The sequence below is a fragment of the Gemmatimonadaceae bacterium genome (genome assembly GCA_030647905.1).
Lineage (GTDB): Bacteria > Gemmatimonadota > Gemmatimonadetes > Gemmatimonadales > Gemmatimonadaceae > UBA4720.
The window spans coordinates 57940-80590 of the sequence record JAUSJA010000025.1 but is presented as its reverse complement, the minus strand read 5'-3'; the positions used below and the strand labels follow the sequence as shown (position 1 = coordinate 80590).

The window sequence follows — 22651 nt, the reverse complement described above, 5'->3', positions numbered from 1 at the left end:
CAGTCACTCGGCCAGCCGCAGGGCTTTGAGTGAATTATGCGCGCGGCGGGACTCGAACCCACGACCTTCGGCTCCGGAGGCCGACGCTCTATCCAACTGAGCTACGCGCGCGAAAGGCCGTCTTTCCGCAGGAGAAACGGCCCTCAGCATAGTAACCCGCGGCTCCGGCAGGGTCAACGCGAAGCCATCCGTCGCCGTATGAATGATTGAGGCGTCCCGGGCCTCCTGACGCGGGTTTGGCACGTCGCGCAACACGTTTAAGTTGACACCATGCTATTCGACAAGAAGAAAATCACGGTCATCCCGGGCGATGGAATCGGGCCCGAAGTCATAGCCGCGGCGTTGAAGGTCGTCGACGCCACCGGAGTCAGGATTGAAGCCGAAATCCACCCCGCCGGCGCGAGCGTTTTCGCCCGCGGCATCGAGTCCGGCGTCCCTCCCGAAACGATCGAATCCATCGAACGGACCAAAGTCGTCCTTAAGGGTCCGCTCGAGACCCCGATCGGACACGGCAACAAGAGCGCGAACGTGACGCTCCGCACGCTGTTCGAGACTTTCGGCAACCTTCGCCCCGTGCGCGAGCTGCCCGGCGTCACGACGCCGTTCACCGGCCGCAAGCTCGACATCGTCATCGTCCGCGAGAACGTCGAGGACCTGTACACCGGCATCGAGTACATGCAGACGCCGGGCGTCGCCCAGGCGCTCAAGATCATCTCCCGTACCGGATGCGAGAAGATCATCGAGCTGGCGTTCGAGTTTGCGGTGGCGGCGCAGAGAAAACGCGTCCACTGCGCGACCAAGGCCAACATCCTGAAGCTCACTGAAGGAATGCTCCAGCACACCTTCGAGGAAATCGCGCCGCGCTATCCGCAGATCGAGTCGAAGCACATTCTCATAGACAATTGTGCTCACCAGCTCGCGATGCGTCCCGAACAGTTCGACGTGATCGTCACGACGAACATGAACGGCGACATCCTGAGCGATCTGACCTCGGGGCTCACCGGCGGACTCGGCTTCGCACCGTCCGCCAACATCGGCAGCGGCGCCGCCATCTTCGAAGCGGTCCACGGCTCGGCGCCGGACATCGCCGGGAAGAACATCGCCAATCCGACGGCGGTCATTCTCAGCGCCGCGATGATGCTCCGCCACATCGGCGAGGGTGCGGCGGCGCACGACATCGAACAGGCGGTGCTCGTCACGCTCGAGAGCGGAATGCGAAGCGGCGACATGGCCGGAACGCACAAACCCTCGTCCACGACCGAGCTGACCGACGCCATCATAGCCAACCTCGGCCGCGTGTCGGGCACTGCCGCGGCAAAGGATTTCCGCGCCGTACGGATCCCGCCCGCCTCCACCCGGGTAGCGACGGTCCCGGTCACGACTCGCCGTGTCACCGGTGTTGACGTGTTCATCGAGAGCGATCTCCAGCCGGCCGACCTTGCCGAAGCGCTCACCGAGATCTGCGTCGGAACGACGCTCGGTCTTCAGATGATCGGCAATCGCGGCAACACGGTGTTCCCGCTGAACGAGCGGTCGGTTACGCTCGTGGATCAGTACCGCTGCAGGTTCATGAAGAAAGACCGCAACGACACTGTCTCCAACTCCGAAATCCTCGCCCTGCTGACGCGCCTCGGCGAAGCCCACACATGGATGCACGTCGAGAAGCTTCAGCAGTTCGATGGAGCCGACGCTTTCAGCCGGACACAGAAATGAGCAGACCTGCCACGCTCATTACGCTGGTCCTCGCCGGATCACTTGCGCTCGATAATCCCGCGACTGCACAGGCGCCGGCTTCGTTGCCGCTCAAGCACACCGGGAAGCCGACGCAGACGGCGATCACTCCCGGGGACGCGATGACACGCATCTACATCTTCGCCGACGACTCGGTGATGGGTCGTCGCGCCGGGAGCGAAGGGGACCGGCGCGGAACATCCTACATCGAGCGCGAAGTGCGCCGGATGGGTCTCGTTCCCGCGGGCGACAACGGCACTTTCTTCCAGGCGGTGCCGCTGTACGATCTCTCGCTCGACATGACGTCGAAGCTCTCGGCAGACTCCGTAGCCCTCGTCGCAGGCCGTGATTATTTCCCGATTCGTTCAGCCGGCATGCCCAGGCCGGTCAATGGCGCGCAGGTAATCTTCGCCGGTGATGCGAGCGATCCGGCGACCCTCATTCCCGCCGAGAAGACGATGGGAAAGGTCGTCATAATCTCGGGATTCGTTGGCCTGGCCGTGAGCCGGTATCCGAACGCGGTCGCGTTCATCGTTGCCCGCCCCGAGCAGCAGCTCCAGCAGATTCGGCGCTTCATTCTTGGCTCCTCGCAGGAAATGAAGGGCGCAGAGGACACGGTGCGACTTCCGCTCACGATCATCGTCCCGGTAGCGTCGGTCACCGCGTTCCTCGGCGTGCCGCTGGTGAATGCGCGGCCGGGCACGGTCGGACGCACGTTGCACGGTGAGATCCACTACACGATCACCGACACTCCGGCCCGCAACGTAGTCGCGATTCTTCCGGGTAGCGATCCGAAGCTGCGCGGCGAGTACGTCGCCATCGGCGCCCACAGCGATCATCTCGGATTCCGGCGCGACGGGCCGATGGACCACGACTCGCTGCGCACGTACAACGGAGCCGCGCAGCGCATCTACGTGGCGAGGACCGGTCGGATGCCGAGTCTTCCCGGCGCCGGGCTCACCGCCAAGGAGCGTGCGTCCATCAACGTCAACGTGGACAGCCTGCGCCGGCTGCGTCCGGCGCGCCCGGATTCCATAGACAACGGCGCCGACGATGACGGCTCCGGAACCGTCGGAGTGCTCGAGATCGCCGAGAAATTCGCCGGTGCGAAGATCAAGCCGGAGCGGTCGCTTCTATTCGTCTGGCATACGGCCGAGGAATCGGGGCTGTACGGTTCCGAATACTTCACCGATCACCCGACCGTGCCGCGCGACTCCATCGTCGCACAGCTCAACATTGACATGATCGGGCGCGGACAGGCGAAAGATACTCCGGGCGGCGGTCCGGGCTATCTGCAGGTCATAGGGTCGCGCCGGCTCTCCACCGAGCTCGGCGACATCATCGAGAAGGTGAACACGAGCGGCCGCCACGACTTCAATCTCGACTACGCATACGATGCGAACGGTCACCCGGAGCAGTACTACTGCCGCAGCGACCACTATGAGTACGCGCGATACGGAATCCCGATTGCGTTCGTGAGTTCCGGCGACCACTCTGACTATCATCAGGTCACCGACGAGCCGCAGTACATTGACTACTCGCACCTCGCGAGAACAGCGAGCCTCATCGCCGACGTCGCGCAGGCCGTCGCCAACCTCGACCACCGCCTGGTGGTGGACCACCGGAAGTCCGACCCGCAGAGCGCCTGCGTGCAGTAGCGCTATGGCGTAACGGCCTCCGTGCCGATTGTTTTGTGCCGCACCGGCCGTGCTCCGCGCGGCCCCGCGACATGCCGATCCGCAAAGGGAGACCGCGTTGATCAACGAAGTTCACGACCGCCGAGCCTTCATGGCGTATTTCGCCGGAATCGGGCTCAGCTCGACCCTTCTTCCCGGCGTGCTCTGGGCGAAGGTCGCCGAGGGGATGGAAATCACCGCCGCGACGATCGCCGCCGCCGAAGAAATGGCCGGCCTGAAGTTCGACGACGCCGAGCGCGCGATGATGGTGGATGGGCTGAAGACGCAAGAGACAAGGATCCAGGCACTGCACAAGGTGTCGATCCCGAACTCCGTCGCTCCCGCGCTTGTCTTCGATCCCGTTCCGCCGGGCAGGGAGATCGCGCGCGGACCGAAGCGCCCGATGGTGCGGAGCCGCGTACCGGTGAAAGTCGTCCCGGCTGACGATGAGCTGGCGTTTCTCCCAGTCACCGAGCTTTCCGAGCTGATCCGCCGCGGCAGGATCACTTCCACGCGGCTGACTCAGCTCTATCTCGACCGGCTCAAGCGTTACGATCCTGTGCTGAAGTGCGTAATAACTCTTACCGAGGATCGCGCTCTCGCGCAGGCGCGCGCCGCGGATGCGGAGATCGCGCGCGGGAAATACCGCGGGCCGCTGCACGGAATTCCGTGGGGCGCCAAGGACCTCCTCGCGGTCAGGGGATACAAGACGACATGGGGCGCGGGGCCGTACCGCGACCAGGTGATCGACGAGGATGCGACCGTCGTTCAGCGACTCGACGCCGCCGGCGCCGTTCTCGTCGCCAAGCTTACGCTCGGCGAGCTCGCTCAGGGCGACACGTGGTTCGGCGGGAAGACGCGGAATCCGTGGAAGGTGGAACAGGGCTCGAGCGGATCTTCCGCTGGTCCCGCATCGGCGACGGCGGCAGGACTCGTTGGCTTCGCGATTGGAAGCGAGACGCTGGGATCCATCTCCTCTCCTTCGACCGTCTGTGGAACGACCGGCCTGAGGCCGACTTACGGGCGAGTGCCGAAGACCGGCGCGATGGCGCTCTCGTGGAGCATGGACAAGCTGGGACCGATCTGTCGCAGTGTGGAGGATTGCGCGCTGGTGCTCGACGCCATTCAGGGCCCGGATGGAAAGGACAACAGCGTGATCCCCGCGGCGTACAACTGGGACGCGACGGTGTCACCGAGGAACCTTCGCATCGGGTACGTGAAGAGCGCGTTCGATCTTCCGGTGACGGATCCGAAGGACGAGAAGCGCACGCTGCACGCGTCGAAGAAGTGGGACGATGCCGCGCTTGAGGTGCTGCGTGGAATGGGCGTGAATCTCATTCCCATCGAGATCCCCGATCTGCCGTACGACGCGATGCGATTCATTCTGACTGCCGAGGCAGCCGCGGCGTTCGACGATCTCACGCGGTCGAATCGCGATGCGGAGCTCGTGCAGCAGGGCCGGGGCGACTGGGCGAACACTTTTCGCACCGCGCGGTTCATTCCGGCGGCGGACTACATCAATGCCAATCGTCTGCGAAGCACGGCCATCGCGGCGTGGGACGATCTAATGAAGAAGGTGGACGTTATTGTCACGCCGACGAGCGCGGCGAATCTGCCGCAGCTCGTGGCGACAAATCTCACCGGTCATCCCGCCGTGATTCTTCCCAACGGATTTCGGACCGATGGCACGCCGGTGTCGCTGACGTTTCTCGGCGGACTTTTCGAGGAGGCGAAGCTGCTCGCGGTGGCCAGCGCGTATCAGCGTGCGACCGGGTTCCATCTCGTTCATCCGGCCGTGCCACCGACTCCGGCGAAATAACGAATGGACGTGAGGCCGGTGACGCTCGAGGGAAAGAGAGTCAGGCTCGAGCCGATAAAGCCCGAGCACCTTGGCTCGTTGACCGAAGCGGGTGCGTACGAGGAGGTTTGGAAATAGACCCGCGCGCTGGCCAGCGGTCGGCCGGCGCCTGCTTCGGAAACATTCGGCGCAGGACTTGCGGCGAGTTGGCGACGAGATTCAGGCGACGAGATTCGGGCTGGCCGGCGGAGCCGGATGCAATTAAACTCATACTCCCGGTTCGACCGATCCTGTCCCCCCTTTGCAGGATCCTCTTGCCGAAAAAGGAAACAAACGTAGTTTCTACCAGCGTCGCACGACCGCGTCCATGACATCCGATTCCTGCGCGGGCAATCACAGTGTTTCAAGATTTCGTGATTTTTCCGGTTAGTACGGCAGTGCCGGCTGCCTTTTCTCTTTAAGGAGTGCGCTGATGAAGAAGATTGCCCTGCTGCTCGCAGCGAGTGCGTCCGTCGTTGCCTGCTCGGACACCTCGAATCCCACAAACCCAGGCATTGCCCCACAACTCGCGGTGAGCGCAGCGTCGGAAAATGCGGACGTCATTCCCGGACGATTCATCGTAACTCTGCGCGCGGGCGAACGCCCTGCGGCCATTGCGGCGGCGCACGGTGTCAAGCCGGATTTCGTCTACACGACCGTACTCAATGGCTTTGCTGGATCGATGTCGGAAGCCGCGCGAGATGGTCTCCTGCGTGACGCACGTGTGCAGCGAGTGGAGCAGGACGGAATCGCGCGCGCCAGTACTATCCAGTTGGGCGCTACGTGGGGAATAGACCGTATCGATCAGCGAGCACTGCCTCTCAGTACAAGCTACACGTACACCAATACTGGATCCGGAGTGACCGCCTATATCATTGACACAGGAATTCGGTTCGATCACAGCGAATTCGGAACTCGCGCATCCTCTGGCTTTGACGCTGTGGACGGCGGATCCGCCGACGATTGTAACGGGCATGGTACGCATGTCTCCGGTACAGTTGGGGGTGTGACGTACGGAGTAGCCAAAAGCGTGACCCTCAAGGCGGTGCGGGTCCTGGACTGCGGCGGATCCGGAACCTGGAGTGGCGTAATCGCTGGAATGGATTGGGTGGCTGCGAACCACGCCACGCCTGCAGTCGCCAACATGTCGCTTGGCGGAGGGGCGAACACGTCAGTTGACGACGCTGTGAGGGGGATGATCACCAGCGGCGTGACAACCGCCGTTGCCGCCGGCAATGGAAATCAGGGCGGCCGCGCGCAGGACGCCTGCAACTATTCGCCGGCTCGCGTGCTCGAGGCCATTACTGTCGGCGCGACGGACAAGACTGACACCAAGACGTCGTGGTCGAACTACGGCAATTGCGTGGATATTTTTGCGCCCGGCCTCGGCATCACGTCTGCCTGGTACACCAGCACCACTGCGACCAACACGATAAGCGGCACCTCCATGGCGACGCCGCACGTAGCCGGCGTGGTAGCATTGTATCTCCAGAGCTATCCGACGGCGAGCCCCGCGACCGTTGCCAGCGCACTCTCCGCGAACGCGACTCAAGGCATCGTGAAAAACTCGAAGACCACGAAGAACAACCTTCTGTTCACGAACTACTGACCGCAGCGCGAATGGAAAAGGCCGGTCCGGCGACGGACCGGCCTTTTTCGTACCTTCAGCCCAACCGACGATTCCCCTCGATGATCCCACAAACCTCAGGCGCTGGCGCCACCCACTACCGCTGGGACGACATCCCGAAAGAGAAAGTGAGCGACATGCTCGATCGCCGCCTCATCACCGGCGACCGCATGATGCTTGCGCACGTCTATCTCAAGAAAGGATGCATCGTGCCGAAGCACTCGCACGAGAACGAGCAGCTCACCTACATCCTCGAGGGCGCTCTCCTCTTCACCCTCGGCGAAGAGCAGAACGTCGAGGTAACGGTCAGTGCGGGCGAGGTCCTCCACCTCCCGTCCAATCTTCCGCATCGCGCCGAGGCCCTCGAGGACACACTCGACGTTGACGTATTCAGCCCGCCTCGCCAGGACTGGCTCGACAAGTCCGATGATTACCTGAGGCGTTAGCGTGGATCTTGGTCTTCGCGGGAAAATCGCCCTCGTCGCCGCGGCGAGCAAAGGGCTCGGGCGCGCGATCGCCGAAGAGCTCGCCGCCGAGGGCGCAGCGGTCGTGATCTGCGCGCGGGGACAACAATCTCTCGATGCGACGGCGTCATCCATTCGCGAAGCGACTGGCGCAGACGTTCTCGCCGTCGCGGGTGACATCTCTAAGCCCGGCGACGTCGAGCGCATCACTGAAGCAGCACTGGATCGCTTTGGCAGGGTCGATGTCCTCGTCACCAACGCGGGCGGGCCGCCAAGCGGAAAGTTCGAGTCGCTTACACCCGGCATGTGGCAGCAGGCGGTCGATCTCACCCTGATGAGCGTGATCAATCTCACCACCGCGGTTCTTCCGGGAATGAAAGAGCGCCGCTGGGGACGCGTGATCAACGTCACGTCAATTACCGTGAAGCAGCCGGTGGATGGGCTGATGCTGTCCAACAGCCTCAGGGCGGCTGTAACGGGATTCGCAAAAACTCTTTCTAATGAAGTCGCGCCTTTCGGGATAACAGTCAATAACATCCTGCCGGGCTACACTCGAACCGAACGAGTCGAGCAGCTTTCCGATGCGACGGCACAACGCGAAGGGATCTCCCGCGATGCCGCGATTGCGAGGTGGGAAGCGGAGATCCCGATGGGCAGGCTTGGCGAGCCTCGCGAGTTTGCCGCTCTTGCCGCATTTCTGGCCTCGGAGCGCGCCAGCTACATAACGGGCACGTCCATCGCGGTGGACGGAGGCTGGATCAAAGGGCTGCTCTGAGGGTCCTGGCCATTTGTTTATCTTTGAGAAACAGGTGCCCAAGACTACATTAGCGGCCTCCTGGCCCCGCCCGAGTGCCGGCCTCTGCCGGCGCCCCTTCTCCGGCGTGACCCTTCATCAGACCCGCTACTCTATGCAGAGTCCGACCACCCATGCCTGAAGGTGGGCATGGTGCGAGAACCGCTCTCGACGGCAAGCCCGGCCTGATGGAAGACCGTGCGGGCCGAGCCCCGGCAAGGCCGGCGACCCCGTACGACACCCTCTCCGAGGAGTCGTTCGACAGGATCGCACGTCTCGCCGCGGGCGCACTTCGAGCGCCGGTCGCCATCGTCTCGCTCCTCGACGACGACCGCCACGTCGTCAAGAGCAGCCTCGGTTTGACCGGCAGATCTCGCGGAAGGCGCGCCCGCGCCGACCCCCGATGGGGTGGCTTACGCCGTCGCGCCCGTCATCACGACCGACGGACAGGTGATCGGCACGGTTTGCGTCATGGACACCGCGCCGCACGCGTGGTTGCTTACCGAGATCAATTGCCTGATGGACGTCGCTTCCATCCTGATCACCGAGCTCGAGTTGCGAAGCGATCTGTCGCTCAAGAGGCAGACGCAGGAGCACCTGCTCTACAGCACGCTGCACGACGCGCTCACGGGCCTCCCGAACAGGTCGCTCTTCACCGAGCGGTTGCGCCACGCGATGCGCCGCTCCGCGCGACACCCGGATGACCTGTTCGCCGTCCTCTTTCTCGATCTCGATCGGTTCAAGGACGTCAACGACAACCTCGGCCACTTCGCCGGCGACGAGTTGCGCTCGCTGAACTGCGAGCAGGGGCAGGGGTATCTCTTTTCCGCCCCGATCACCAGGGACGCGGTGGATGAGGTGCTCGCCGCAGATCCCATCTGGTGAGCCGCAGACTGAGTCACCCTCGATTCCGACGTTGATGAAAAGATTTCGCTGGGCAATTCCACTCGCGCTCTTACTCCTCCCGGCCGGGCGCGCGGCCACGCAGGAGAGCTTCGCGCCTGACTCTGCCGTGCGCTCCATTCTCGCCGAACGCCTTGCCTCCAGGCGCGGAATGGGATTCGTCGTCGCGGTACTGGAGCGCGGAAAGGCCCCGAGAATCAACACCGCCGGCGTGTCGGGAGTGGCGGGACTTCCACTCGACGGAAACATTGTATTCGAGATTGGTTCCATCACCAAAGTCTTCACAGGTACGCTGCTCGCTGAAATGGTCGCGCGCGGCGAAGTGCGTCTGGACGACCCGATCTCCAGATATCTGCCCGGATCGGTACGGACTCCCTCGCGCAACGGGCGGCAGATAACGCTTCTCGATCTCGCGACCCAGACGTCCGGCCTGCCCAGACTGCCCGACAACTTCAAGCCCGCTGATCTGGCAAACCCGTACGCCGACTACTCGGTCAGCCAGCTGTATCAGTTCCTGTCCAACTACACGCTCCAACGCGACATCGGATCACGCTACGAATACTCCAACCTCGGCGTCGGACTACTCGGACACATTTTGGCGCTGCGCGCGGGGGAAAGCTACGAAACACTGCTCAGGGAGCGCATACTTGATCCGCTGGGGATGCACGACACGAGGATAGAGTTGACACCGCCAATGAAGTCGAGAATGGCCCAGGGTTTCGACGCCGAGGGCACGCCCAGACACCTCTGGGATCTGCCGACGCTCGCGGGCGCGGGCGCACTTCGCTCCACCGCCAACGACATGCTCAAGTTCCTCGCGGCAAACCTCGATTCGGCGCAATCCCCGCTCGGCGACGTGCTCGCTCAGGCGCGCGCGCGCAGCCGCGATGCGGACCGGCCGGGCAATTCGATCGGCCTCGGGTGGCACATCCTGAATCTCTTCGGAAGCCCCATCACATGGCATAATGGTGGCACGGGCGGCTTCAGAGCGTTCATCGGGATGGACGAGCTGCGACACCGCGGCGTGATCGTCCTGTCGAACTCGACCCGCAATCCCGATGACATCGGTTTTCATCTGCTCGAGCCGAAGATTCCGCTCGAAACGTCCCAAAGGCGGTAGATGCGCAGATCACGTTCGTCAGGGATGCGAGTGGAGCGGTGAGCTCACTCGTGCTGCATCAGGGAGGCGCGAACATTCCGGGCAGGAGGGTGAAGTAGCGGCGCGCACGCCGCATACTTGTGTCATGGCAGAGCGGCTCGAGAGGTTGGTTCTTCAGGCAGGAGTGATGGCGGTGATGCTCGCCGTGCTCTCCTTCAAGGTCTTCGAGCTCGACCGGTACTTCGTGCCGAAGGAGCTCGTGCTGCACGCCGCGGCGTTCCTGGTCGCGGCGTCGCTCGTCATCCGGCGGCGCGCACTGACCGTGGACATTACGGATGCGCTGCTCGCGCTGTTCGTCATCTGGACCGCGGCTTCGGCCCTGTTCGCCACCAATCACTGGCTGGCCCAGCGCGCGCTCGCCCTCAGTGTCTCGAGCGCCGTCATCTTCTGGGGCGCGCGGAGAGCGGGAGCGGCGGGAGCGGCGGGAGCGGCGGGATCGCAGCGCGCGCTCCTCGTCGCCGCGTCGCTCGCCACAGTCGTCGTCGCCATCACGTCTCTCGCGCAGGCGTACGGCTTCGAGACGGAGTACTTCACGCTCGCTCGCGCTCCCGGCGGCACGCTCGGCAACCGCAACTTCATCGCCCACATCGTCGCGATCGGATTGCCGGTGACGGTGTGGTGTGCGGTCACCGCGAAGCGCGCGCTCGAAGCGCTCGTATGGTCGCTCGCGGGCGCTGTGCTCTCGGCCACGCTGGTGCTGTCGCGCTCGAGGGCGGCGTGGCTCGCGGTCGCCGCATGCATCGCGGTTCTCGTGATACCGCTTGTCGTGTCGCGCAAATACTGGGAGAAGCAGCGCGTCGGCGGGCGCCTGGCGCGGTTTCTTCTCACCGCCGTCATTGGCGGAGCGCTCGCGGTAGTCTTGCCGAACGATCTCAACTGGACCAGCGACTCGCCGTACCTCGATTCAGCGCGGAAGGTGGTGGACTACGGCAGCGGCAGCGGGCGGGGCAGGGTGGCGCAATACCGCAACTCGCTCCGCATGGCCGCCGACAATCCGGTGTTCGGGGTCGGGCCGGGCAACTGGCCGGTGAGATACGTGCGCTTCGCACCCGGCGGCGATCGCTCTCTGGCCGACAATGGAATGACCGCGAATCCGTGGCCCAGCAGCGACTGGGTGGCATTCATATCAGAGCGCGGCATCGTCGCGGTTCTCGCGCTCGGCGGCGTCTTCGCGACTCTATTTGTTGGAGCGCTCCGACGATGGCGCGACCTTCCGGACGCCAACGCGGTATTGATGAAGCTCGCGCTGGCGGGGACGATCGTCACCACGGTGGTCGTAAGCGCGTTCGATGCGGTGCTTCTGCTCGCCGCTCCGGCGTTCCTCGCGTGGCTGATACTTGGCGCGGCAGCGGCAGCGGGAGCGCGAGCGCGAGCGGGAGCGCGAGCAAGGGGCCGTACGCTGGAAGCCTCACGTTCTGTATGGCTTCTCGTCGCGGCCGGAGCAATTCTCGTGACTGTGGGCTCGGTGGCCCGGAGCACTACTCAGGCTATCGCAATGTCCACTGTCGGCACCGGCGGGCGTACCGCGCGTTGGGTCGCCGGCGCGATGTGGGATCCCGGCAGCTATCGCATCAACCAGCGCGTCGCCGACATTTATGCGAACCGCGGTCAGTGCGGAAGGGCGCGTCCGTTCGCGCGGCGCGCGGCTGCATTGTTTCCGTCTTCGTCGGCCGCGAGGAGGGTGATGAGGCGCTGCGGCATCAAGAGCTGATCGCGCGCGCCGCGCGACGCCTGCGCATGTACATGACAATCGCCGCAGTTCCCCAGATCCACACCAGCCAGGCAGCGCGCTCCGCGGCAGTGAGGCTGCCGACGATCTGATGGGCCATGATGGGCAAGGTGAACGCGAGCGTCGCGTCGTGGGTCGAGGGCCTCGCGCGCTTCACGATCGTCACCGCATCCAGCTGGCGGTCGCGCAACGGTGCCTCGATCAGCCGGCCCACTGAGTCCGGCGACAGATCTCTCCAGCCGGGAATCGTCATCAGGTTCCATGCGGCCACTGCGCGGCCGAACCCGTGGTTGTTCGACGCCGCGACGAGAGTAAAGCGCAGCTCCGACGCGATGCGCCTGATTCTCGCCTCCTCGCGGTCGAGTTGTCCCAGACCACGAGGCGCCGCGTCAACCAGCTCGATGGCGACGAAATGCGGAAGGCTGTCGAGGCTCTGCACGGTGACCGAATCGAGATGTCTGTGGGGAATCGTCACGATCGTGACCGGGCTGCGTCCCGAAGCCGGAGTACCCGGCAGCAGGTTGCCGCGCTTATTGAGCAGCGCTGTATCGGCTTCCGTAAGCCCGAGCATCACCGACATGATCTTGTGGTAGCGTCCTTCGACCGCGCTCAGCAACGACGTCCCGTCTCCCGCGTGCCGCGGGTTGAGCGGTCTCGCCGCTACGACCCCGCCGAACGTGACATGGTCGGAGATGTAGGCGACATCGAACCCGCCCGAGCGATGCCACTCGCGGTTGTCTTCCGCAGTGAATCTCTTTCGAACGTCGTGCGATACACCGGTGTGGCTGTGAAAATCGATCCTGACGACGTTCGGGTCTCCCGCTTCGACGCGCGCCATGGGACGCGGAGCGAGCGCGACCACCGCCTCGACGATGACGACGGCGACGACCAGTCCGGCGAATCGAGCCGCCCAGTGCTTCCATCCCGATCGTCCGTCGCTTCTCCTCCCCGCGAGAATCGCCCACGCGACGAAAAGCGCTATGACCGAAACGAACACGGCGTTGGATTGCGAAACCGAGAGCAGGCTCAGCGCGTCGAGCGTGCGCGATACGGGCGAAGTCGCGACGTAAGCCGTCGGCAGCTCGAAGGAAACGCCTGCGGGCGGCGCCCCTCCGCGCGCATCCACGATGGGCCGGGAGACGCCGATGAGCCCGATCACACATGCGGACATCGCGATCGGCAGCAGAAATCGCCGGATAATGTTCAGGTTACCGGCAGCATGACGCTGGCGCGGCTATCCGCGACGGTCCGTATCGAATCGGGTACCCGGCAAGCTATTGCCGGGCGAAGATGCCGACAAGGATTGCCGCCTTGCGAAACTGGCGGCCGCCCTGGTGTGAGGTCACCCGGTGTGAGGTCAGTCTGTGTGAGGTCAGTCTTGCGCCCTCACACAGGCTCCCGCACTGTTGTCATCCCCCTTACGGAGTCGCAAATGCGCCCGATCACCGTGGTCGCCTGCATTACCATTGCCGCCCTTGCTGCCGCTGCATGCAACAAGGACCTCGCACGCGACACTAATACGAATTTGCTGGTAGACGTTTCGATCACTTGTACCGGCGACGGAGTTCAGTTCTCGCTGTCGCCCTGGAGAGCGTCACTCCGCGAGGGGGACGAGATAACCTGGAACCTGGCCTCCGATCCTGCTATTTCCAGCATCACGATCAACAAGAAGCAGTCGGCGTGGCCGTTCATGACTCAGCCGCCGTATAGCGGAGGCCACGATAAGCAGCCGCACGCGAAGGGGATGAAGGCCAATCAGGGCGGGAAGCCTCCGTTCAAGTATTCCGTGACCGGCATCTGCACCCGCGCCGGCGGTATTGCCGACACGGTCGTCATAGATCCCGACATGATCATCATTAAGGGCGGCACGCAATAGAAGAGCGGAGCGGACAGCGCTACGCCGGATCACCGCGGGCGGGAGGCTAGCTTTGCTTTCTGACATTGACCAGGACATGCCCGGGCACAGTTCCGAGCATCCGCAGCAGATCGGGCCGTACCGGATCATCCGCCTGCTCGGCGAGGGCGGGATGGGAGTGGTTTACGAGGCGGCAGACACCGGTCCTGTCCGCCGCCACGTCGCGCTCAAGATCGTGCGCGCCGAGCTCAGCTCGCGCGAGGTGAAGGTTCGCTTCGAGGCCGAGCGGCAGGCGCTCGCCCTCATGGACCACGCTGGTATCGCGAAAGTCCTTCAGGCTGGCGAAACGCCGGCGGGCGAGCCGTTCTTCGCGATGGAGCTGGTCAAGGGTCTCGCGCTGACGGACTACTGCGATTCGCGCCGCCTCTCCACGATAGAACGACTCGAGCTGTTCATCTCTGTGTGCGAAGCAGTACAGCACGCCCACCAGAAGGGCGTCATCCATCGCGACATCAAGCCATCGAACATCCTCGTCACCGAGCAGGACGGCAAGCCGCTTCCGAAAATCATTGACTTCGGCATCGCCAAGGCACTTGGCCTTCGTCTCACCGACAAGACTCTCGTCACCAACGTCGGCCATCCGCTTGGAACGGCCGCGTACATGAGTCCGGAACAGGCGGAGTCATCGGGCATAGACGTGGACACACGCACCGACATCTACTCGCTCGGTGTGATTCTGTATGTTCTTCTGGTCGGCAGCCTTCCGGTGGATCCGTCCGGTCTCGCGATGCACGCGTTCATCTATCGCCTCGCATTGGGCAACACCCATGCGCCGCTGCCAAGCGTGCGATTCACCGCGCTCGGCGACAACAAGGTCGGCATCGCGGAAGCGCGGCGGACCGATCCCGAGCACCTCAGGCGCGATCTGAAAGGCGATCTCGACTGGATCGTCATGAAGGCGCTCGAGCCGGAGCGCTCACGCAGATACGACACCGCGATCGGCCTTGCCGCGGACATTCAGCGCTTCCTCGATCACGAGCCCGTCATCGCGCGCCCGCCGACGACTCTCTATCGCCTCCAGAAGTTCGTGCGACGTCATCGCGGTGGGGTCGCAGCAGGTTCAGTCACGGCGCTCGCTCTCATCGTGGGAGTGATCATGGCTTCCGCCGGACTGATTCGCGCCACTCGCGCAGAGCGCCTCGCCGCTGGTGAAGCGGCTGCCGCGCAGCAGGTGAGCGACTTTCTCGTTGACCTGTTCCGCGTCTCCGATCCGAGCGAGGCCCGCGGCAACGCAATCACCGCGCGCGAGCTGCTCGATCGCGGCGCGGAGCGGTCGCTGCTCGATCTCGCTCAGCAGCCGCAGCTGCAAAGCCGCATGATGCAGACGATCGGCACGGCCTACGCATCGCTTGGCCTTTACGACAAGGCGCGCGCGCAGCTCGAGCGCGCACTCAGGACGCGCGAGCGCACAGTCGGCCCCAACGATCCCGCGGTCGCGGAGACCGAACTCGCACTCGGTGACGCGATATCGAGTCACGGCGATGCGGCGCTCGCGGAAGGCCATTACAATCGCGCGCTGGCGATAAGAGAAAAGACATTCGGGCCGAACGATCCCCGGGTTGCGCGCGTCGTTGCGGGCCTCGCCGGGCTCCGCTTCACGCAGGGCCGCAGCGCCGAAGCCGAGACGCTGTACAAGCGGGCGCTGGCAATTGATGAAAAGAGTCTCGCCGCGGATGACCCGATGCTGGCGCGGGATCTCGTCGGCCTTGGCATCGTCTACTGGGCGCTTCACCGTCTTCCCGAAGCAGAACAGTACATGCACCGAGGCCTTGCGATACAGGAGCGTCGGCTTGGCCCGGAGCATCCCGAACTTGCCTCCGTGCTGAGCAATCTCGGCGCGGTGTACTGGACGGAGGGACGCTACGCCGATGCGCTTGCTTTATACGAGCGCACGCGCGCGATCTTCGAGCGTACCCTGGATCCCATGCATCCCAACATGGCGGCAATTCTGAACAATGTCGCGGAGGCGTTCTGGAAGCTTCGCAGATATGGCGAAGCCGAGCCGCTGTTTCGGCGCGCATTGACGATCAAGGAAGCGCGACTCTCGCGCGGCAACCCGAGTATCGCGGTGACGTTGAATGGACTCGCCGGGCTGCTGCGCGACGAGGGCAGAGTGGCGGAATCGGAGGCCGCCTACAAGCGCGCGCTTGGCATACGCGAAGCCGCACTGAGGCCGGGCGATCCCAACCTGGCCGCAACCGTGAAGGATTACGGAGAGCTTCTGCGCGCGACGGGCCGCGTGAGCCAAGCCGACGCGCTCGCGCGGAAGTACAACGTGCCGCGCTAGTCAGGCCGTAACGAATTCCTCGACCCGGCGGCGCCGCGGGCGAGAGCGATGCGGGCCGGGATGCGTGACCTGATGTAGATTCCCGTTGCGCGACCGGCACGAGGAGACGTCATGCACGGCTTCAAAGGCGAGCGGGTGCTCATGCGGATTCACATCGGTGAACGCGACCGGCATGATGGGAACCCGCTGCACCAGGAAATCGTGGGGCTGCTGCGAAAACGCGGATACGCGGGGGCCACGGTATTCCGCGGCATAATGGGCTTCGGTGCGAGCTCGCGGATTCATCGCGCCAATGTCTTTCGCCTGTCTCAGGATCTTCCCATGGTCATCGAGTGCGTCGAGACCGAGGACAGAATAAGAGCGATTCTGCCGGAGCTCGACGGCATGATCACGGGAGGGATGATCACCCTCGAGCGCGCCAAGGTGATCATGTATCGTCCCCATCGGTCGGAGGAAGAGACTCCCGACGACTGGTCCATTGACCTGACCGGCTCATGGCAGGTACCGGGCCCGCCGGGCGGCGCCTGAAACACTTCCACCCAACATCCCGATGAACGACTTCTCGTCGCACGATGCGGTCTCGCTCGCCGAGCTGGTGCGCACCCGTCAGGTTTCACCGCGGGAGCTCGTAGCGGCGACCATCGAGCGCATCGAGGCGCTCAATCCGAAGCTCAATGCGGTCGTGCACAAGATGTACGATGCCGCTCTCGAGCAGGCCGACGGCCCGCTGCCGGACGGCCCGTTCAAGGGCGTGCCGTTTCTGCTGAAGGATCTTCTCTCGTGGTACGCGGGCGAGCCGGTGACCAGCGGAAGCCGGCTCTACAAGGGGTGGATTCCACCGCACGACACCGAGATCGTTACCCGCTACCGCGCGGCCGGCGTCATCGTCGTCGGAAAAACCAACACGCCGGAATTCGGGCTCACCCCGTTCACCGAGTCGGAGCTGCTCGGCCCCGCGCACAATCCGTGGGACCTGACGCGCACCACCGGTGGATCGTCGGGCGGATCGGCTGCGGCGGTAGCGAGCGGAATGGTGCCATGGGCCAGCGGCGGAGACGGCGGAGGATCCATTCGCATGCCGGCGTCATGCTGCGGCATCTTCGGAATGAAACCGACGCGGGGACGCACGCCGGCGGGTCCGGTGAACGGAGAAGTGTGGCAGGGCGCGGCTGTGGAGCATTGCCTCACCCGCTCGGTGCGCGACAGCGCGGCGATGCTCGACGCAATCTCGGGCCCCGATGCCGGCGCTCCATACTGGCCGGTTCCCCCAGCGCGCCCATACCTCGACGAGGTGCACACGGCTCCCCGCCGGCTTCGCGTTGCCTTCACGAGCAAGCCGCTGCTCGGACACAGCGTCCATCCCGACTGCATCGCCGCGCTCGACGATGCAGTGCGTCTCATGGAGTCACTCGGCCATGAAGTCGTCGAAGCTTGTCCAGTTCTCGATCGCGACGCATTCAATCGCGCGTTCCTCACGATAGTCTGCGGCGAGGTGCACGCAGATCTCATTGAAGCGAAGCGACTCGTGGGACACGCTGCCACTCCAGCCGACGTCGAGTTCACGACATGGGGCTTGCACCTCATCGGCGGCAAGCTGTCGGCCGGCGAGTTCGTGCTGGCCGAGCATTACCTGCGCACGGCCGGGCGTGGAGTGGGGCGGTTCTTCGAGACAGTGGACGTGTTGCTGACTCCGACCATGGCGGAGCCGCCGTTCAAGATTGGCGCGCGGCAGCCGCCCGCGAGCGAGCGGACCTTGCTGCGAGTGCTGGGCCGGCTGCGCGCGGGTACGGCGCTTCGGCTGCTCGGTGCGCTCGATAAGGCGGCGGGCAAGATCTTCGATGTCATCCCTTACACGCCGTTGTTCAACGTCACGGGCCAGCCGGCGATGTCTGTGCCGCTTTACTGGAACTCGAGCAACCTCCCGATCGGAGTGCAGGTGGCTGGTCGCTACGGCGACGAGGCGACGCTCTTCCAACTTGCCGGGCAGCTGGAAGCGGCGCGCCCGTGGAGTGGACGCCGTCCGCCGGTCAGTGCGTGAGGGGCAAAAAGCGGGGGTGGTGGCCTGGAATCTGCTGTTTATTAACCAGAGAAACACACCTGCTTCCGAAGCGTTTTTGTGAGGTAACCGCTTATGCACACACGACTTGGACTACTTACCGCCACGGCGCTCGCCGCCGGGGCTGTGCTGGCCTGCTCTGATTCAGGGACCGCCAGCGATTCCGGACAGCTCAATATCATGCTGACCGACGCGCCTTTTCCGTTCAGCGAGGTCAAGAGCGTCGACGTTTTCATCTTGAGAATCGACGGCAAGATCGCCGACGTGGATTCTGCCGAAGCGGCAAGTAGCGATTCCGCTGGCTGGAAGACCCTGGTGTCGCCGAACTCGGCGATCAACCTGCTCAGTCTCACAAAGGGGCAGACCGCCAACCTCGGCTCGGCTACGCTGCCGAATGGAAACTATCGCGGCTTCAGGCTGATCCTCGACACTGACAAGTCGAGCGTGACGCTGAACGATGGGACGAAGCCTGATGTGAAGTGGCCGTCGGCGGGAAAGAACGGAATCAAGATCATCCTCGACAATCCGGTCGTCGTCGGGCCCGGCAGCACGAACATGCTGATTGACTTCGACGTTGGCCGCAGCTTCGTCATGCGGGGGAATTCCATCTCGCAGAACGGACTTCTCTTCAAGCCGGTGATTCACGCGGTCTCGCAGCAGAGCACGGGGAGCGTCGCCGGAACCGTACGCGGTGACAACACCACCGGCACCGTGATCGCGGGTGCGACGGTCGAGGTTCTGAAGAATGGGACCACGCTGACCGACACGAACAGCAACAACATCGTGAGCACCGGTGTCACCGATGCGAGCGGCAACTTCACGCTGGCTTTCCTGCCTCCGGGGACGTACGTCGTCCGCGCGACGCCTCCCGCTGCGTCGGTTTACAAGCCGGCTCTTCTCGCGGGTGGCGTGACCATCACGGCGGGGAGCGCAGTAACCGGGAAGATCATAGTGCTCCCGAAGTAGCAGTCACAATCGAGGGTAATGGAAAGCCCTTGCGGCTGGTTGTCGCAGGGGCTTTCGATATCCACGAGGTAGGGAACACTGGAATCGCATCAGACCCTGGCAATCTCCACGGGTGCGAGTGCTGGTGGCCGCGCATGTGCCGGTCCGGGTGCGCCGTCCTAAGCGGGTAGCTTCACGATCTTTCCCATGAACAGGATCGTGCCTGAAAAACGTTCCCGGATCACGAACAGGAACGGCCGGTCAACCCTGATCGCCGGAGGCGCCGAAATGATTCCGATCCCCACGCTCGTTGGTGAGGTCCGGGTTGAGCTCACGCTTCCAGGTAAGCTTGAAACGGGGAAGATAGAGGTCTGACTCGCATTGCAGTACACTAGTCCATCGCAGCGAATGTCTCGCGGATTCGCTGCACCGCCCACTCCAGATCTTCCCGGGTTACGACCAGCGGGGGCGTGATCCGGACGACGAAGTCATGGGTCTCCTTGCACAGCAACCCGCGCTCCATGAGTGCTTCGCAGAAAGGTCGCGCGGACACGGTGAGCTCGACACCGACGAGAAGCCCGCGCCCTCGAATCTCGCGAATATTCGGGTGCTCGATCGTCTGAAGCTCTCGTATGAACCATTCGCCGAGCTCCGCGGAGCGCTCGGCGAGCTTTTCTTCTCTGATCACGTCGAGTGCCGTCCGCGCAACTGCGCATCCCAGCGGATTGCCGCCATAGGTGCTTCCGTGACTTCCCGGGTCGAACACGTCCATCACTTCGCGCCGTGTCACGAATGCAGAGACGGGATAGAATCCACCGGACAGAGCCTTGCCGAGGATGTACGCGTCGGGTTTGACCGACTCGTGATCGCAGGCGAACGGCTTGCCCGTGCGTCCGAGGCCGGTCTGTATCTCGTCTGCGAGGAAGAGAATGTCGTGGCGCTTGCAGAGATCGGACACGGCCCGGAGATATCCGTCCGGCGGAACGAGAATTCCGGCTTCGCACTGGATCGGCTCGATGAGAATCGCACAGGTGTTCGGATTGACGGCTGCTTCCATTGCGGCGATGTCGCCGAACGGCACCGTGACAAACCCGGGAGTGAACGGGCCGAAGCCGTCCTGATAGCTCTTCTCCGACGAGAATCCGATGATGGTAGTCGTTCGGCCGTGGAAGTTGTTCGCGCAGACGATTATCTGCGCCTGATCCTGCGGAATCTGCTTCGTGCGATAGCCCCAGCGGCGTGCGGCTTTGATCGCTGTCTCGACCGCTTCCGCCCCGGTGTTCATCGGCAGGACGGAGTCCATCCCGCAGAACTGCGCAAGCTCCTCGCAGAACAGCGGCAGCTGATCGTTCCGGAACGCGCGCGATGTGAGAGTGACGCGTTCCGCCTGCGCGCGCATCGTTTCGAGAATGCGGGGATGGCAGTGTCCCTGATTGACCGCCGAATACGCGCTCAGGCAATCCAGGTAACGTTTGCCGTCGACGTCGAAGAGCCATGGACCTTCGCCGCGCTCGACGACGATGTCGAGCGGATGGTAGTTGTGCGCGCCCCACTGTTCCTCCAGCGCGACGAGCGATTCAGTGTTCTCCGTGATCTGTGTTGGCATGCAGGCTGTTCCTCATTTGAGTCTCTTTACCAAGATACTTCATTTTCGGGCTTTCCTTCCGGGAGAGAGGTGGTGGAGAGGGCCTTCAGTCACTGCAGCGCTTTTAGGTCTTGTTTGCATTCCGCATGTCACTGCGGCTCAGGTTCAGCAGAAGGCGCCGCCGACTCGCGAAGAGATTCTTGCCGCGGCAAGATCGATAATTCAGAAGGCGCGGTTCGGTACCTTCGTGACATTGGGGGAAAAGGGTGAGCCGCAGGCGAGGATCGTGGACCCATTCGCGCCGGATTCCTCGTTCACTGTCTGGGTTGCCACCAACGCGCTCACTCGCAAGGTGAGCCAGCTCAGGCGCGACGGCCGCGTGACCTTGTTGTGGTTCGAGTCGGGGAACCCCGGCTATGTCTCACTCGACGGCCGGGCTGTGCTCGTCTCGGACCCCGCCCAGAAGGAGAAACACTGGAAGGAGGAATGGGCGGGGTTTTACCGCGATCGGAACCACGGTGACGACTACCTGCTGATACGAGTGACTCCGGTCCACATGGAGGTAGTGAGCGACGCGAACGGGATGATCAGCGATCCGAAGACCTGGAGGCCGGTGATGCTGGACTTTCCGCGGGCTGATCCCGGCCGATTCACTACCAGACGAAGGAACCGCTAAGCGGCACCGGCGTCGGCTTCAGTCGAATAAATCCAGTCGATGAAGAGAGTTGTGATCGTCGGACGCCGACCCTCTATCGGTAGGAGGCAGGGAAGGTTTCGAAGGTTCGGTAGACTCCGGCACCGCGGGTACCGGGCAGCAGCAGATGAACGCGTGGACGTACGCCGAGCGCGCCTTCCACGCGAGTCACTTCGAGCTTACATCTTCACCAGCTCCACCCGCGAGTTGTTGGAGCGTCCTTCGGGCGTGGCGTTCGTCCCCGCCGGCTTGGTGTCGCCGAACCCCTTCGACTCGAGCCGCCCCGCGTTCACGTGGTAGTAGTCCCCAACCAGCACCGTCTTCACAGCCGCTGCGCGCTTGTCGCTCAACTTCCGATTGGCGTCCTTCGCACCGACGTTGTCGGTGTGCCCCTCGATCCGCAGTCGCAACTCGGGATGCTGCTCGAGCATTGCCGCAATCTGCTTCAGTGTCGGTGTTGACTCCGGGCGCAGCCGGTCGCTCCCGGTATCGAAGAGAAGGCCCTGAGTTGCGACACGACCTTTCGCCGCAAGATCATCGTAGAGGGACTTACTCCTTTCGGCGACGCGGATACGCCCGATGTAGGCCGGGTTCTCATCGCTCCCCGCGTCGATGATCAGATGCAGCACCTTTGACCGCGCGAAGTTGGCGTTGGGAACGTTTGCCATGCGCTTCTCGTCGAGATACACCTTGATGTATTTCCCGTCGCCGAGGATCCGGAGTTGTGCCGGTTTGCCGCGGTACCGGAGCCGGTTCGCATCGTTTTTGGTAAGCTTGACCTCGCCTCCGCCCCCGCCGAGCAGCGCAACGCCATCGCTCCCCCAGCCAATTATGGAAGTTCCGGCGTTATCCGTGGGGCCGACGAGGCCACTAATATGAAAATCCGCTCCGTCAACCGATGGGCGGTTGATGACGTCGATCTCGATGGTGAAGCGTTGGGGCAGGACTTCGGGCAGAGGTATGGTGAGCTTGCTCTGGCTGGTTGCCCGCAAAGCTCGCCGGCCGCCAAGCTCGGTGACTTCCATGTTCCCCTCTACGAACTGCAGCCGCTCCGGGAAGTTGCCAACTTGATCGTCGGTGAAATCAGAGTAGAAGATCACCTTCTCGCCGGGCACGAAATCGTAGTTGACCCAGACGTTGGCGGCGGGGGCGGCGGGGGGAGCCGCAGCCGCTTTTGCGCCGCTCCCCTTCGCGGCGAGTGCGCGGCCGCCCGGCATCCCCATGCTCTGTATTATTTTCATGGCGGCAGC

General features: G+C 63.6%; 19 protein-coding genes and 1 tRNA gene. 16 read left to right on the top strand and 4 right to left on the bottom strand.

Going from position 1 to position 22651, the window contains the following annotated elements:
- Positions 1–37: 37 nt before the first annotated feature.
- Positions 38–111, bottom strand: a tRNA-Arg gene (locus Q7S20_05125).
- 159 nt (positions 112–270) lie between these two features.
- On the opposite strand from Q7S20_05125, the gene Q7S20_05120 reads away from it, so the two are divergent.
- From Q7S20_05120 to Q7S20_05080, 9 genes are all read left to right on the top strand, one after another.
- Entirely contained in the window at positions 271–1713 is a 1443-nt protein-coding gene (locus Q7S20_05120; protein MDO8501201.1) for an NADP-dependent isocitrate dehydrogenase, read from the top strand.
- Complete coding sequence (locus tag Q7S20_05115; protein MDO8501200.1) at positions 1710–3389, top strand: M20/M25/M40 family metallo-hydrolase; 1680 nt, start codon at positions 1710–1712, stop codon at positions 3387–3389. The genes Q7S20_05120 and Q7S20_05115 overlap by 4 nt, the downstream gene beginning before the upstream one ends.
- 97 nt (positions 3390–3486) lie before the next feature.
- Positions 3487–5226 carry an amidase gene (locus tag Q7S20_05110; protein ID MDO8501199.1) on the top strand — a complete coding sequence of 580 codons (1740 nt, stop codon included), beginning with the start codon at positions 3487–3489 and terminating at the stop codon, positions 5224–5226.
- 451 nt (positions 5227–5677) lie between these two features.
- On the top strand, positions 5678–6853 hold the full coding sequence (locus Q7S20_05105; GenBank protein ID MDO8501198.1) for a S8 family serine peptidase: 1176 nt from the start codon (positions 5678–5680) through the stop codon (positions 6851–6853).
- An 80-nt stretch (positions 6854–6933) separates the two neighbouring features.
- Positions 6934–7317: a cupin domain-containing protein gene (locus Q7S20_05100; protein ID MDO8501197.1), complete on the top strand. Its 384-nt coding sequence runs from the start codon at positions 6934–6936 to the stop codon at positions 7315–7317.
- 1 nt (position 7318) lies between these two features.
- Positions 7319–8110 (top strand): SDR family oxidoreductase, encoded by a 792-nt coding sequence (locus Q7S20_05095; GenBank protein MDO8501196.1) that lies wholly within the window; start codon positions 7319–7321, stop codon positions 8108–8110.
- Positions 8111–8536: 426 nt separating this feature from the next.
- Positions 8537–9013 carry a diguanylate cyclase gene (locus Q7S20_05090; protein ID MDO8501195.1) on the top strand — a complete coding sequence of 159 codons (477 nt, stop codon included), beginning with the start codon at positions 8537–8539 and terminating at the stop codon, positions 9011–9013.
- A gap of 34 nt (positions 9014–9047) precedes the next feature.
- Positions 9048–10151 (top strand): serine hydrolase domain-containing protein, encoded by a 1104-nt coding sequence (locus Q7S20_05085; GenBank protein MDO8501194.1) that lies wholly within the window; start codon positions 9048–9050, stop codon positions 10149–10151.
- Positions 10152–10275: 124 nt separating this feature from the next.
- Positions 10276–11901 carry an O-antigen ligase family protein gene (locus Q7S20_05080; protein ID MDO8501193.1) on the top strand — a complete coding sequence of 542 codons (1626 nt, stop codon included), beginning with the start codon at positions 10276–10278 and terminating at the stop codon, positions 11899–11901.
- Here the strand turns inward: Q7S20_05080 and Q7S20_05075 are convergent.
- Positions 11891–13090, bottom strand: a complete 1200-nt coding sequence (locus Q7S20_05075) for a hypothetical protein (protein MDO8501192.1) — start codon at positions 13088–13090, stop codon at positions 11891–11893. The two genes, Q7S20_05080 and Q7S20_05075, sit on opposite strands and share 11 nt — an antisense overlap.
- Positions 13091–13351: 261 nt before the next feature.
- Between Q7S20_05075 and Q7S20_05070 the strand changes: the two genes are divergently transcribed.
- The 6 genes from Q7S20_05070 to Q7S20_05045 all read left to right on the top strand — a co-directional run bounded on the left by Q7S20_05070 (position 13352) and on the right by Q7S20_05045 (position 19497).
- On the top strand, positions 13352–13795 hold the full coding sequence (locus tag Q7S20_05070) for a hypothetical protein (protein MDO8501191.1): 444 nt from the start codon (positions 13352–13354) through the stop codon (positions 13793–13795).
- Positions 13796–13847: 52 nt separating this feature from the next.
- A complete protein-coding gene (locus Q7S20_05065; protein MDO8501190.1) occupies positions 13848–16121 on the top strand; it encodes a serine/threonine-protein kinase in 2274 nt (757 codons plus the stop codon).
- 111 nt (positions 16122–16232) lie between these two features.
- Positions 16233–16649 carry a DUF190 domain-containing protein gene (locus Q7S20_05060; protein MDO8501189.1) on the top strand — a complete coding sequence of 139 codons (417 nt, stop codon included), beginning with the start codon at positions 16233–16235 and terminating at the stop codon, positions 16647–16649.
- A gap of 22 nt (positions 16650–16671) precedes the next feature.
- The gene (locus tag Q7S20_05055) at positions 16672–18159 is read left to right on the top strand and encodes an amidase (protein MDO8501188.1); all 1488 of its coding nucleotides are present in this window, start codon (positions 16672–16674) and stop codon (positions 18157–18159) included.
- A 93-nt stretch (positions 18160–18252) separates the two neighbouring features.
- Positions 18253–19143: a DUF4382 domain-containing protein gene (locus tag Q7S20_05050; GenBank protein MDO8501187.1), complete on the top strand. Its 891-nt coding sequence runs from the start codon at positions 18253–18255 to the stop codon at positions 19141–19143.
- 186 nt (positions 19144–19329) lie between these two features.
- On the top strand, positions 19330–19497 hold the full coding sequence (locus Q7S20_05045; GenBank protein ID MDO8501186.1) for a hypothetical protein: 168 nt from the start codon (positions 19330–19332) through the stop codon (positions 19495–19497).
- Between the two features lie 16 nt (positions 19498–19513).
- Here Q7S20_05045 and rocD read toward each other — a convergent pair whose 3' ends face one another.
- Positions 19514–20728 (bottom strand): ornithine--oxo-acid transaminase, encoded by a 1215-nt coding sequence (rocD, locus tag Q7S20_05040; protein MDO8501185.1) that lies wholly within the window; start codon positions 20726–20728, stop codon positions 19514–19516.
- Between the two features lie 16 nt (positions 20729–20744).
- Here rocD and Q7S20_05035 point away from each other — a divergent pair, with 16 nt between their 5' ends.
- Positions 20745–21383 (top strand): pyridoxamine 5'-phosphate oxidase family protein, encoded by a 639-nt coding sequence (locus Q7S20_05035; protein MDO8501184.1) that lies wholly within the window; start codon positions 20745–20747, stop codon positions 21381–21383.
- A gap of 197 nt (positions 21384–21580) precedes the next feature.
- Here the strand turns inward: Q7S20_05035 and Q7S20_05030 are convergent, their stop codons facing one another.
- Positions 21581–22642, bottom strand: a complete 1062-nt coding sequence (locus Q7S20_05030; GenBank protein MDO8501183.1) for an OmpA family protein — start codon at positions 22640–22642, stop codon at positions 21581–21583.
- Positions 22643–22651: the final 9 nt, after the last annotated feature.